The 11,860-nt window shown below is 65.8% G+C and carries 10 protein-coding genes; 8 read left to right on the forward strand and 2 right to left on the reverse strand.

What is annotated here, in order from left to right; translation table 11 throughout:
- The 6 genes from AB0L58_RS40940 to AB0L58_RS40965 all read left to right on the forward strand — a co-directional run bounded on the left by AB0L58_RS40940 (window position 1) and on the right by AB0L58_RS40965 (window position 7,951).
- Window positions 1-1,140: a serine hydrolase domain-containing protein gene (locus AB0L58_RS40940; RefSeq protein WP_364396395.1), complete on the forward strand. Its 1,140-nt coding sequence runs from the start codon at window positions 1-3 to the stop codon at window positions 1,138-1,140.
- Entirely contained in the window at window positions 1,140-2,180 is a 1,041-nt protein-coding gene (locus AB0L58_RS40945) for an NAD(P)-dependent alcohol dehydrogenase (RefSeq protein ID WP_364396427.1), read from the forward strand. The genes AB0L58_RS40940 and AB0L58_RS40945 overlap by 1 nt, the downstream gene beginning before the upstream one ends.
- 21 nt (window positions 2,181-2,201) lie before the next feature.
- Window positions 2,202-3,881, forward strand: coding sequence for a class I adenylate-forming enzyme family protein (locus AB0L58_RS40950; RefSeq protein ID WP_364396398.1), 1,680 nt, complete (start codon window positions 2,202-2,204; stop codon window positions 3,879-3,881).
- Between the two features lie 4 nt (window positions 3,882-3,885).
- Window positions 3,886-5,628 carry an amidohydrolase family protein gene (locus AB0L58_RS40955; RefSeq protein WP_364396401.1) on the forward strand — a complete coding sequence of 581 codons (1,743 nt, stop codon included), beginning with the start codon at window positions 3,886-3,888 and terminating at the stop codon, window positions 5,626-5,628.
- A 111-nt stretch (window positions 5,629-5,739) separates the two neighbouring features.
- On the forward strand, window positions 5,740-6,603 hold the full coding sequence (locus AB0L58_RS40960; RefSeq protein ID WP_364396404.1) for an alpha/beta hydrolase: 864 nt from the start codon (window positions 5,740-5,742) through the stop codon (window positions 6,601-6,603).
- Window positions 6,604-6,679: 76 nt separating this feature from the next.
- Complete coding sequence (locus AB0L58_RS40965; protein ID WP_364396407.1) at window positions 6,680-7,951, forward strand: DoxX family membrane protein; 1,272 nt, start codon at window positions 6,680-6,682, stop codon at window positions 7,949-7,951.
- A gap of 12 nt (window positions 7,952-7,963) precedes the next feature.
- Here the strand turns inward: AB0L58_RS40965 and AB0L58_RS40970 are convergent, their stop codons facing one another.
- The gene (locus tag AB0L58_RS40970; protein ID WP_364396409.1) at window positions 7,964-8,425 is read right to left on the reverse strand and encodes an STAS domain-containing protein; all 462 of its coding nucleotides are present in this window, start codon (window positions 8,423-8,425) and stop codon (window positions 7,964-7,966) included.
- 122 nt (window positions 8,426-8,547) lie between these two features.
- On the opposite strand from AB0L58_RS40970, the gene AB0L58_RS40975 reads away from it, so the two are divergent.
- A complete protein-coding gene (locus AB0L58_RS40975) occupies window positions 8,548-8,694 on the forward strand; it encodes a hypothetical protein (protein ID WP_364396412.1) in 147 nt (48 codons plus the stop codon).
- Between the two features lie 229 nt (window positions 8,695-8,923).
- On the opposite strand, the gene AB0L58_RS40980 is transcribed toward AB0L58_RS40975, so the two are convergent.
- The gene (locus tag AB0L58_RS40980; protein ID WP_364396415.1) at window positions 8,924-10,225 is read right to left on the reverse strand and encodes a cytochrome P450; all 1,302 of its coding nucleotides are present in this window, start codon (window positions 10,223-10,225) and stop codon (window positions 8,924-8,926) included.
- Window positions 10,226-10,421: 196 nt separating this feature from the next.
- Between AB0L58_RS40980 and AB0L58_RS40985 the strand changes: the two genes are divergently transcribed.
- Window positions 10,422-11,860 (forward strand): cbb3-type cytochrome c oxidase subunit I (locus AB0L58_RS40985; protein ID WP_364396418.1); only part of this gene is annotated, 1,439 nt, incomplete at its 3' end.

Below are 11,860 nucleotides of genomic sequence, written 5' to 3' on the forward strand. Positions count from 1 at the left end.
ATGACGATATCAGGATTCTGTACCGACGAATTCTCCGGTGTGCGAACGGAATTGGCCGATCAGATCGCCTCGGGCGAGGAGCTCGGCGCATCGATCTGCGTGACCGTCGACGGCGAACCGGTCGTCGATATCTGGGGCGGGCACCGTGATCTCGAACGAACCGTGCCGTGGACCGAGGACACCCTAGTCAATGTCTTCTCCATCAGCAAGACCATGACCGCGCTGTCGGCGCTGTTGCTGGTGGATCGGGGCGAGCTGGATGTGCGGCAGCAGGTCGCGCATTACTGGCCGGAATTCGCCGCGAACGGCAAGGGCGATATCGAGATTCGCCATCTGCTCGGCCACACCTCCGGTGTCTCCGGTTGGGAACGGCCGATCGAGCTGGCCGATATCTACGACACCGAGGCGGCCAGCGCCCGGCTCGCGACCCAGCCGCCGTGGTGGGAGCCGGGCACCGCATCGGGCTATCACGCACTGAACTATGGACATCTGGTCGGCGAGGTGATCCGTCGAATTACCGGCCGCACCCTGGGCCAGTTCTTCGCCGACGAACTCGCCGAACCGCTGAATGCCGATTTCCATATCGGCACCCCGTCGGAAAACCATCACCGCATCGCACCACTCGTCCCGCCGCCGCTGCTGCAATTCGATATGGCCGCGCTCGATCAGGACAGCATCCTGGTCAAGACGCTCACCAGTCCCCTGCTCGATATTCCGGAGGCCAATAGCGCGGGGTGGCGCGAGGCCGAGATCGGTGCGGTGAACGGACACGGCAATGCCCATTCGGTGGCGGCGGTGCAGTCGCTGGTCGCCTGCGGGGGCGAGCTGAACGGTCGAAGGTTGTTGTCGGAGAAAACGATCGATCTGATCTTCGCGCAGCAGTCCGATGGTCCGGATCTGGCGCTGCTGCTGCCGCTGCGCTTCGGACTCGGTTACGGCCTGCCCCAGTCGCAGACCGCGCCCGCGGTCCCCGATGGAAAGGTCTGCTGGTGGGCCGGATTCGGCGGCGCCATCGTGGTCAACGACCTCGATCATCGAGTCACCTTCGCCTACACGATGAACAAGATGGCCCCGGGACTCATCGGCTCCGATCGTGCGAATGCCTATCTGCGCGCGGTGTTTTCGGTGGTGCGCGCGTGATGCGGGCATTGCAGCTCACCGAGCCGGGCGTGCTCGAACTGCGCAAGGTCGCGGTGCCCGCGATCGGGCCGACGGAGCTGCTGCTGCGCGTCGGTGCCGCGGGCATCTGCCATTCCGATCTGCATGTGCTGCATATCCCGTTCCGGATGCGCGAGGATCCGCTGACGCTCGGGCACGAGGTCGCGGGCACCATCGAGGCGGTCGGCAGTGCTGTCGACGGTCGGCTGGTCGGTGAGCGCGGCATCGTCTACCTGTGCTGGTCCTGCGGTGTCTGCCGAGAATGTGTGAGCGGCAACGAGAATGTCTGCCGCGCCGCCGGACGTACCGCCATGCCGCCGTGTCCGGGACTCGGTCCGGACGGTGGTATGGCGGAGTTCATTCGCATCCCCGCCAGCTCCTTCGTCCCCATCGGGGAGCTGGATTTCGTGCAGGCCGCGCCGCTGGCCGATGCGGCGCTGTCGAGCTATCACGCGATCAACGGCGCGCGCGAACACCTGCACCCAGGTTCGGTCGCGGTGGTCATCGGTATCGGCGGGCTCGGCCACGTCGCGGTGCAGATCCTCACCGCGACCAGCGCGACGCGGGTAATCGCCGTTGACGTCAGCACGGACAAACTCGCCCTGGCCGCCCGCTACGGTGCGGCCGAGGGCCTGCTCTCCGGTTCCGATACCGCGCGCGCAATCCTGGACCGCACCGATGGCCGCGGTGCCGACGCGGTCTTCGACTTCGTCGGTGTCGATGCGACGGCTCGGCTGGCGGTGGAGTCCGTTGCCCCCAATGGCGCGTATCGCATGATCGGGCTCGGCGGCGGCGCACCGGAAATAACCGCAGGACCGGCGGGCGGGCCGGGCTGGCCGTGGGGCGCTTCGATTCGAAAGTCCTACGGCGGCACCAAATCCGACCTGATCAATGCCATTGCCCTGGCCCAGTCGGGTCGGCTGGCCGTCGAAACCGAACGCTTCGATTTGGCGGACGGCCGCGCGGCCCTCGACCGTCTAGAGCGCGGGCTCATTACCGGCCGCGCCGTCCTGGTGCCCTGAACTCATAAGGAAGTACCTTTTATGACAAAGTCTTTCGATCCACAGACATTGGCCGCACAGGCCGTCGCGCGGCTGACCGGTCCCGGGGGACCATTCGAGATGACGGTCGAAGATGTACTCGGCGCGCCGCTTCCGGTGATCAAGGACCGGGTCCGCTCATTGCGCGAAGTGCTCGCGGCCTCGGTCGCCCTGGGTGATCGCGACTACCTGGTCACCGAGGACCGGCGCATGTCCTATGCCGAGCACGCTGCCGCGGTCGGTGCGCTGGCTCGCGCGCTACGCGACCGATACGGCATCGAAAAGGGTGATCGGATCGGCATTCTCGCGGCCAATACTCCCGAATGGGTAGTGACGTTCTGGGCCGCACAGACGCTCGGCGCGATCGCGGTGGGCTACAACGCCTGGTGGATGCCGCGCGAAATCGCCTACGGCCTCGAGCACACCAGTCCCGCCGTCCTGATCGTCGATGCGAAACGCGCGGGTCAAGTGGCGGCGCTGGACATTCAGGTCCCCGTGCTCACCATGGAGCACGACCTGCCCGCGCTGATCGCCGAATTCGGCGACGGCGAGCTACCGCATACCCCGGTGGACGAGGACGATCCCGCGGTCATCCTCTACACCAGCGGCACAAGTGGCCGCCCCAAGGGTGCGGTGCACTCGCATCGAAACCTGGTGGCGGTCATCGACTATCACCGCTGCAACGACGCACTCGCCGCCGCCTTCCAGGGCGGCGTCGACGACGGCGGTCCGAAGGGCCGCCGCTTCCTGCTCACCTCTCCGCTGTTCCACATCGCCAGCCTGCACAATCTGGTGCTGCCGCGCATGGTGACCGGTGATACCGCCGTCATCTACCAGGGCGCATTCGATGCCGACCGGATACTGCGGCTGATCGAACGAGAACGGATCAGCAATTGGGGTGCGATGCCGACCATGGCGAGTCGCCTGCTCGAAGTGGATTTGGCCGAATACGACCTCACCTCACTGGCCGCCTTCTCGCTCAACTCCGCACCGTCCTCGGCCGCGCTGCAACAACACCTGCGCGACCAACTTCCGGTCGCCAAGACCGCATTGGTCACCAGCTACGGCATGACCGAATGCAGTACCGCGGCGACCATAGCCGCACCGGCCGAACTCGCCGCCTTCCCGGATACCGTGGGCCGCCCGGTCATCGGGGTCGAACTGCGGATCCGCGACGCATTCGGCGAATCCGTCGACGAGGGCGTCGAGGGGGAGATCTGGGTGCGCAGCCCCTACGTCATGCTCGGCTACTGGGCGGACAAGGCCGCGACGGCCGCCGCCATCACGCCGGACCGCTGGTTGCGCACCGGCGATATCGGTGTGCTCGAGCAGGGCCGACTCCGATTGTCCGGCAGGCGTTCGGATCTCATCCTGCGCGGTGGCGAGAATGTCTACCCGACCGAGGTCGAGCAGTGCCTGGACGAACATCCCGCGGTGCGTGAATCCGCCGTTGTCGGACTGCCCGACGCCGATCTCGGTCAGGTGGTCGCCGCTCTGGTTGTCGTCGAGAATGCCACCGCCACAACGGAACAGGAACTGACCGAATTCGCGAAGCAGCGCATCGCGTACTACAAGGTGCCCGCACGGTGGCGGATCACCACGACACCCCTGACCCGCAATGCGACCGGCAAGGTGGTGCGCGCCGGGATCGCCGAAGCCCTATCCGATTCCACCGCGGAGTGAAGTCATGTTCGACACGATCATCAAGGGCGGACGGTGGTTCGACGGCACCGGCTCGCCGTCGGCCATCCGCCATCTCGGCATCCGCGACGGCCGGATTGCCGTCGTCGCCGCCGAATCGCTCGACGAGACCGACTGCCCGCATGTCATCGACGCAGCCGGGAAGTGGGTGATGCCCGGCATGATCGATATCCACACCCACTACGACGTCGAGGTGCTGCAGAGTCCGGCGCTGGCCGAATCCATCCGGCACGGCATCACGACCGTGCTGCTCGGATCGTGCTCATTGTCGACGGTGCATGTCGACGCCTCGGACGCCGGTGATCTGTTCGGCCGAGTGGAGGCCATTCCCCGTAAGCACGTCATCGCGGCAATGACCGAAATCAAGTCTTGGACTTCGGCGCACGAATACGTGGCTGCGCTGGAGGCATTGCCGCTCGGACCGAACCTCGCCGCCTTCATCGGACATTCCGATATCCGGGCCGCCGAAATGGGATTGGATCGGGCCACCCGCAAGGAGATTCGGCCAACCGATGCCGAATTGAATGCCATGGCAGCCAAACTCGATGAGGCACTCGATGCGGGCTTTGTCGGCATGTCCTCCCAGCAGCTGCTCTTCGACAAGCTCGACGGAGCGGTCTGCCGGTCACGCACCCTGCCGTCGACCTACGCGACCACCCGAGAACGCCGCAGGCTCAATGCGATCCTGCGCCGCCGTGGCCGGGCATTACAAGGCGGGCCGGATGTGGCTCGGCCGCAGAGCCTGATCGCGATGGCGGCCAGCAGCCTCGGCATCTTCCGCAAACCGCTCAAGGTCAGCCTGCTGTCCGCCGCCGATATCAAAGCCATTCCCGCTGTCGCCCGGATATTTCCGTTGATCGCCCGGGTGATCGATCGGCTGGGTGGCGACTTCCGCTGGCAGCATCTGCCGGTGCCGTTCGAGGTCTACTCCGACGGTATCGATTTGCCGGTTTTCGAGGAATTCGGTTCCGGCGCGGCGGCACTGCACCTGTCCAACCAGCTGGAGCAGCGCCGCGTGCTACTGCGCGACGAAGGGTATCGACGACGATTCCGCAAGGACTACGACAAGAAGTTCGGGCCGCGGGTGTGGCATCGCGATTTCTTCGACGCCGAAATCGTGGAGTGTCCGGACGCTTCGGTGATCGGCAAGACCTTCGGTCAGGTCGGGCTGGATCGTGGTGGCCTGCACCCGGTGGACGCCTTCCTGGACCTGGTCGTCGAATACGGTGGCAAAGTGCGTTGGCGCACAATCATTTCCAATCACCGGCCGCAGGTGCTGGACAAGTTCGCCGCGGATCCCGGTGTGCAGCTCGGCTTCTCGGATGCGGGCGCGCATCTGCGCAATATGGCCTTCTACAACTTCGGGCTCCGGTTCCTGCGCCGGGTATACGACGCCGAACGCGCGGGCCGTGGGTTCCTATCGCTCGAACGCGCGGTGCATCGCATAACCGGTGAACTCGCCGACTGGTACAGCATCGACGCCGGCCACCTGCGTCCCGGCGACCGCGCCGATCTGGTCGTCATCGATCCCGCGCAGCTGGACCAGACCGTCGACGCGTACGCCGAAGCCCCGATCGCCGTATTCGACAACCTCTCGCGCATGGTCAACCGCAATGACGCCACGGTGGTCGCGGTACTCGTCGGCGGGGAGTACGTCTTCGGCGCGGGTGTGCCCGCACCGGTCCTCGGCACCCGCCGCACGGGCCGCTTCCTGCGGGCGGCCACCTGACCTCGCCATATCGACCGACCGCTGGGCAATTCGCTTCGTCGCGCGATCCACGCTACCTTTAGCGTTACTGGCGAACACAGGTGTTCGCCTATCCAGGCGCAAGGAGGCGACGTGGCGATCTTCACCCATCGCGGTCGGGATGTGGTCTATGACCGCGTCGGCAGTGGCGCACCGGTCATCCTGCTGCACAATGCGGGCGCCCAGCGCCGTATCTGGGACGATCAGGTCGGCGAATTGCGGCACGACCACGAGGTATTCGCGCTGGATCTGCCCGGTTACGGCGAATCCGACCAACCCGGGGACGGCTATCGCCTCGCCGACTATGTGAGCATGCTCGAGGCCTTCCTCGTCGCACAGGAACTGACCGATGTCGTGCTGATCGGCAACTGTCTGGGCGCCGCCACCTCGCTGCGCTACACGATGGCGCATCCGGACAGTGTGCGCGCCTTGGTGCTGTGCAACCCCCTGACCTGGAACACCATGCGTGCCGGACGCCAGTCCGGACTGGCCTGGGTCGATGCCAGACTGCCGCTGGCACCGCTGGCCCGCAGATTGGCGCTACCGGATGCGCTCATCTCCCGGATCGTCGCCGACCAGCTCGGTGAGAACGGGCGGCGGCGCAAACTGCACCACTCGCCGCGGCTCGTGGCGCACTGGGGCGACAAGGGCCGATTACAGGCGCTGCACGGCCTGGTGCAGGACTTCCCGGCCTATGCCGACCTCGATGTTTTCACCCCGGGCCCCGGATTCCCGCCGATCTGCACCATCTGGGGCGAGCAGAACCGCATCCTGTCGCCGCGCGCCGGCACCCGACTCGACGAGACACTGCATCCGCACACTCGAATTCAGCTCACGGAATGCGGCCACCTGCCTATGGTGGAGGATCCAGAGACCGTAACGAACATCATCACCACCTTTCTGTCCAGTCCGGAGGTCCGGCCGTTCGGCGCGACAGAACACCCGGTCAAACCCTGATTCCGGGTGTTGATCTTGTTGTTTGACGGCGCCGAACGCGGTTACCCGAACCTCAGCCATCGAGGAAAGGGACGTCATGTTGCTACGCCGATTTGCCCGACCACTGCTGGCGACCGCGTTCGTCGCCGATGGGGTCGACGCGCTGGTCCACCCCGAGCCGCGCACCCAAGCGGCATCGGCTCTGGTCCAGCAGGGTCAGCAATCGCTGCCCGACAATATCGCCGCGAAATTGCCATCGGATCCGGGGACGTTCGTGCGGATCAACGCCATCACCCAGGTCTCGGCCGGTGTGCTGCTAGCCCTCGGTAAGTTTCCGCGCCTGGCATCGTTCACCTTGGCCGCGACGGTGATTCCCGCGACGGTCACCGAACAGGATTTCTGGGCGGAGAAGGATCCGGAACGCAAGGCGGCCAAGCGCGCCGCCTTCCTCAAGGATGTGAGTCTGCTCGGCGGTCTGATGATCGCCAGCGCGGATACCGAGGGCAGGCCGTCGCTCGGCTGGCGCGGTCGACGTGCCGCGAGCAATGCCACGGCGGCGGTGTCGGCCGCATTGCCGTTCACCGCAACGGATTCGACCGGCGAGGCATTGCGCCGCCATGCGCACGATGCCGCCGTGCGGGCCCGCGAACTCGGCGATGTCGCGGCGGTGCGGGTCGCGGTCGCGCAGGAGCGGGGCTCCGATATCGCGGAGACGGTCCGGGAACACGGGCCGGAATGGGCCGAACAGGCCAGAGAACGCGGTGCGAAGTGGGCCGAGAAGGCCGCGGAACTCGCCGAGCTCGCCAAAGAGCGCGGACCTGAAATCGCCGCGACCGCACGCGAACGCGGCGCACACCTCGCCGAACTGGCCCAGCACCGCAGCGCTGAAATCGCCGAACTCGCCAAAGAGCGCGGACCCGAAATCGCCGCGACCGCACGCGAACGCGGCGCCGAGCTCTCGGACAAGGCGCAGAAACGAAGCGCACGCTTGGCCGAGAAGGCCCAGCACCGCAGCGCTGAGCTGGCCGAGCTCGCCAAAGAGCGCGGACCCGAAATCGCCGCGACCGCACGCGAACGCGGCGCGCACCTCGCCGACATCGCACAGCACCGCGGTATCGAACTCGCCGAGCTCGCCAAAGAGCGCGGACCCGAAATCGCCGCGACCGCACGCGAACGCGGCGCCGAACTCTCGGGCCGGGCACACAAGCGCGGTGCGCGCTTGGCCGAGAAGGCGGAGCGCCGAGCCAAGAAGGCCCAGCCGCAGGTCGACAAGGCCCTACGCAGTCTCGACAGAGCTCAGGAGCGGGTGACCCTCGCGCAGGAACGGATCGCGCAGGCCCGCGCCCGAGTGGAGGCGCGGCGCGGCTGACTCGCACGGACCCTACACCGGGGCAGCACATCCCGGTGTAGGGTCCGCGAGCGCCGCGGCCAGGGAGCCGACGCGGCGGAAGTTCGTGGCAAGTCCGGTGAGCTCGATGGCCCGATCGACACAGCGCACCGTGGTGATCAAAACCATTCGGCGGTCAGCCTTTTCGGCCGCCGCCTGGGCCTCGATCAGGGTCGCCAGGCCGGCGGCGGCGAAGAAGGTGACCGGCGACAGATCGACGATCGTGATCGAGCCCCGAGAACCGAAGGCGCGCAATAGCTTGTCCCGTAGTCGTGGCGCGGTCCACAGATCGACCTCGCCCGCGACGACCACCAGCGTGACATCGCCACGCGGGTGGCTCACCGTGAACTGGATGATCCGAGCTCCGGGCACGGTCGAAATATCGACGCGATCACCGTGTTCCGGTTCGTCACGGTCAGCGGGTCTACCTGCCGGATAAGCGAAATGGGTCGACATGCGCTCTCCTGCGGTCCGGTCGGACCTGTCTCACAAGTCAAGCAGGGTCGGCTGGGTCTGTACAGGGATCATGCGCGCCAGATGCGGTGAACCCGTTCAACCGCACGGACGGAACAACTTTCGTGACGGTCGGCAGGGAACAACTCACCGTCATTCCGGTCGACGGACTCGTCGTGGTCGACTACCGCAATCCCGATATCGACGGTGCCGCCAAGCGGATCCTCGAGCAGTTCCCGCAGTGGAACGCCAGCAAGAACACCAGCGCTTGACCTGCACGTTTTTCACCAATCCTCGAAACGGGAGAGCAGCGACGGGCAATGGATGCACCGGTCCTCGCACACAGGTCGGCCACGGCGCGATGCCGGTTCCAGCACTGCGGCCGGTGCGACGCACCTCACATGGCTGTCACAGCGGACGGCGACGGGGTATCCGGCGCCGAAACCATCGGAACACGCAACCGGCGCATCGGCATCGCAGCACCGTGGCGAAGAAGCAGTGCTACCACGACACCGGATGCTGAGCGCGGGCTGAGCCGAGTACGACCGGAATGTGCTGGTAGCCACGCAGATTCGCCAATCCACGATGCGGTGCTTCACCCACGATCCGCAGGTCGGGGAACCGCTCGTACAGCGCCCGCAGGGCGATCGCGCCCTCCATCCGGGCCAGGCTGGCACCCAGGCAGGCGTGCACGCCGCTGCTGAACGACAGGTGATCCTTGGCATTCGGGCGGTCGATATCGAAGGTGTTCGGATCCGCGAATACCGCCGGATCCCGATTGGCGGAGCCGAGCAGCAGCGAAATCATCGCCCCCTCGGCGATCGGCACACCGGCGATCTCGTTGTCGCACAACGCCGTTCGACTGGTCATCTGCACCGGACTGTCGAACCGCAGCATCTCCTCGATCGCGCCGGGCCAGCGCGCCGGATCCGCGCGCAGCAATTCGAGCTGGTCCGGATGCCGGTGCAGCAGCATCGCGCCATTGCCGATCAGATTGACCGTGGTCTCGAACCCGGCACCCGCGACAAGCGTTGCGGTGGCCATGAGTTCGGACGAGCTGAGCTGACCGCCGATGGCGAGATCGCTCAGAATGTTGTCACCCGGATCGCTGCGCAGCCGGTCGATATGCCCGACCAGGAAGTCCTGACTGCGCCGCAGCGCGGCCACCGCATTGCGGAACACCGGCCACGAAAGACCGATATCGAGCAGCGGTGCGCCCGCATGCCCGATCTCGAGCATGAAGTCGCGTTTCTCGGTGGGCACGCCCAGAATTTCGGTGATGATCGCGATCGGCAGTCGAAGCGCGAAGTCCGCGATCAGATCGGCCCGATCACGTCCCGCCAGACCGTCGAGCAGTTCAACGGTCACCTCGACGATCCGGTCGTGCAGCCGGTCGACCGCGCGCGGGGTGAAGGCCTGCGCGACGGTTTTGCGGTATCTGGTGTGCTCAGGCGGATCGACCACCAGCATGGACGGCAGATCTACCGGACTGGCCAGTTTCAGATCGCTGGCCCGCAGCAGCGCGCGCATCGGCCGCGGCAACTGCATGCTCTCCGGTGGCGTCGCGCCGAAACTCTTGTCGCGCAGGATATTCCGGCAGATCTCGTGATCGGCGACGACCCAGGCGAACGGGGTACGCACGATGCGCCCACGATCACGGATCCGGTCGCCGTAGGGGTAGGGGTTCTCCCTGGCCCTCGGGTCCGAGAGCAGAGCGGCCAGTGGATCCCCGCGACGCGCCTGCAGCCGCAGAAACAGCCCCGGCGCGCCGTGCAGCGTCGCCCATCGAATCAAGCTCTTCATTGCGCTCCAACGTCGGGATCAGCGTATTCCACGCTACGGCGCGCGTGCCCGGCGCACATCCCACCGTGGTCGCAGTCGAACTCATACCGTGGACGCAGACACGACAGCGGCAATGGCGCAAAGCGCGCATGTCGGCGATCGAACAGGCGCATAATCCGGACAAGGCTGCTCGGCGATCGGAAGGTGGCGACGGCCCGTGAGTACCACAGAACTCGAGGTTGTTCGGCCCTATCCGCAGCGGGTCGGGCCGAAGGGCTCCTATTTCTGGAAAATGATCACGACCACCGATCCGAAGGTGCTCGGGGTCATGTATCTGACCACCGCGATGACCTTCTTCTTCATCGGTGGTCTCATCGCGCTGCTGATGCGCGGTGAGCTGGCACGCCCCGGTATGCAATTCCTGTCGACCGAGCAGTTCAACCAGCTGTTCACCATGCACGGCACGATCATGCTGCTGTTCTATGCGACGCCGATCCTGTTCGGCTTCGCGAACTGCGTGCTGCCGTTGCAGATCGGGGCGCCGGATGTGGCTTTTCCCCGGCTCAATGCCTTCAGTTACTGGCTGTACCTGTTCGGCGCGACCATCGCCACGGCGGGCTTCGTCACCCCTGGCGGCGCCGCCGACTTCGGCTGGACCGGCTACACCCCGCTGAGCACCATCGAGCACGCCCCAGGCGCGGGCGCGGATCTGTGGATCATGGGCTTGGCGGTCTCCGGTGTCGGCACCATTCTCGGTGGCGTCAACATGATCACCACGGTGATCTGCCTGCGCGCACCCGGTATGACCATGTTCCGGATGCCGATCTTCACCTGGAACATCCTGGTCACCAGCATCCTGATCCTGCTCGCCTTCCCGATTCTGACCGCGGCGCTGATGGCGCTGGCCTATGACCGCCACCTCGGCGGACATATCTACGATCCGGCCACCGGCGGCATCCTGTTATGGCAGCACCTGTTCTGGTTCTTCGGCCATCCCGAGGTGTATATCGTCGCGCTGCCGTTCTTCGGCATCGTCACCGAGATCTTCCCGGTATTCAGCCGCAAGCCGCTCTTCGGTTACACCACACTGGTTTACGCGACGCTGGCCATCGGCGCGCTGTCGATCGCGGTGTGGGCACACCACATGTACGCCACCGGCGCCGTGCTGCTGCCGTACTTCTCGTTCATGACCTTCCTGATCGCCGTCCCGACCGGGGTGAAGTTCTTCAACTGGATCGGCACCATGTGGCGCGGCCAGCTGACCTTCGAGACGCCGATGCTGTTCTCGGTCGGCTTCCTGGTCACCTTCCTGTTCGGTGGTCTGTCCGGCGTCATCCTGGCCTCGCCGCCGCTGGACTTCCACGTCACCGACAGCTATTTCGTGGTCGCGCACTTCCACTACGTGCTCTTCGGCACCATCGTGTTCGCGACATTCGCGGGCATCTATTTCTGGTTCCCGAAGATGACCGGCCGCATGCTGGACGAGCGCCTGGGCAAGTGGCACTTCTGGACCACGATCGTCGGTTTCCACACCACCTTCCTGGTGCAGCACTGGCTGGGTGCCGAGGGTATGCCGCGTCGCTACGCCGACTACCTGCCCAGTGACGGGTTCACCACGCTGAACACCATTTCCACGATCGGCGCCTTCATCCTCGG

This window comes from Nocardia sp. NPDC052112 (assembly GCF_040680135.1).
Taxonomy (GTDB): Bacteria; Actinomycetota; Actinomycetes; order Mycobacteriales; family Mycobacteriaceae; genus Nocardia.

Bases quoted from the DNA above. Each gene is read 5' to 3' on its own strand.
- AB0L58_RS40950 (WP_364396398.1), top strand. From the start codon at position 2,202: ATGACAAAGTCTTTCGATCCACAGACATTGGCCGCACAGGCCGTCGCG.
- AB0L58_RS40945 (WP_364396427.1), top strand. From the start codon at position 1,140: ATGCGGGCATTGCAGCTCACCGAGCCGGGCGTGCTCGAACTGCGCAAG.
- AB0L58_RS40980 (WP_364396415.1), bottom strand. From the start codon at position 10,225: ATGAAGAGCTTGATTCGATGGGCGACGCTGCACGGCGCGCCGGGGCTG.
- AB0L58_RS40965 (WP_364396407.1), top strand. From the start codon at position 6,680: ATGTTGCTACGCCGATTTGCCCGACCACTGCTGGCGACCGCGTTCGTC.
- AB0L58_RS40940 (WP_364396395.1), top strand. From the start codon at position 1: ATGACGATATCAGGATTCTGTACCGACGAATTCTCCGGTGTGCGAACG.
- AB0L58_RS40970 (WP_364396409.1), bottom strand. From the start codon at position 8,425: ATGTCGACCCATTTCGCTTATCCGGCAGGTAGACCCGCTGACCGTGAC.
- AB0L58_RS40955 (WP_364396401.1), top strand. From the start codon at position 3,886: ATGTTCGACACGATCATCAAGGGCGGACGGTGGTTCGACGGCACCGGC.